Source organism: Undibacterium sp. SXout20W (assembly GCF_049340285.1).
GTDB lineage: Bacteria > Pseudomonadota > Gammaproteobacteria > Burkholderiales > Burkholderiaceae_D > Undibacterium.
In genome coordinates this window covers 1-726 of the sequence record NZ_JBMPPH010000113.1, presented here as the reverse complement: position 1 = coordinate 726, position 726 = coordinate 1, and the positions used below count along the sequence as shown (strand labels likewise).

1 protein-coding gene is annotated in these 726 nt (G+C 47.0%); it reads right to left on the bottom strand.

Features of this window, described 5'->3' with window-relative positions; translation table 11 throughout:
* Positions 1-140: 140 nt before the first annotated feature.
* Entirely contained in the window at positions 141-404 is a 264-nt protein-coding gene (locus tag ACO0K1_RS20235) for a hypothetical protein (protein WP_423029006.1), read from the bottom strand.
* Positions 405-726 lie beyond the last annotated feature (322 nt).

Below are 726 nucleotides of genomic sequence, written 5' to 3'. Positions count from 1 at the left end.
GGCATCATCTGCTTAAGGATGGCCTCCTTGCGTTCTGCTGGATAACGATTCACTGCATGTCTTTACTCCGCCCCAATACGGTTGATGTGAATTAATTGACGCGACATCTATCCTGACATAGGGGGCTTTGTATTTTCTAGTCAGCTAGGTGCCCTGCGAACAAGAAGATTCTGTGCGGTTGTTGATTGCGGATTTCCGTACAGAGTTGCCAGCACGTCCCAAAACGCCGTAGATGTAGAATCGCCTATACCAAATCCATTGAAGTGATTAGCAAGTCCCAGTGCGTGTCCAAACTCATGAACCACAATCGCTTGCGTTACGTCGCAGTGACCATTCCCAAGGTTTACGTAGACAGGTTTTGACTTAATCCCATTTTGGCTATCAGGCTGAATCGCGTTTCCCATTTTGGGACCTTCTGACACATTGGCGCAGTAACTTTGGTAATCGGTAAGCCTTCCATAAACCCCAGATAGCGAGCAGATTTTCGTGATTTTTATCGATTTTCGTTCAAAGGTGTAATTCAGGAGAGCTGGCTTAATTTTCCATGAGCTGCTGTGAGCGGCAATTCCATGGCAGTAAGACTTCTATGTCCTCCACCGTTTCCCCCTATGTCAGGATAGATGTCGCGTCAATTAATTCACATCAACCGTATTGGGGCGGAGTAGAGACATGCAGTGAATCGTTATCCAGCAGAACGCAAGGAGGCCATCCTTAAGCAGATGATGC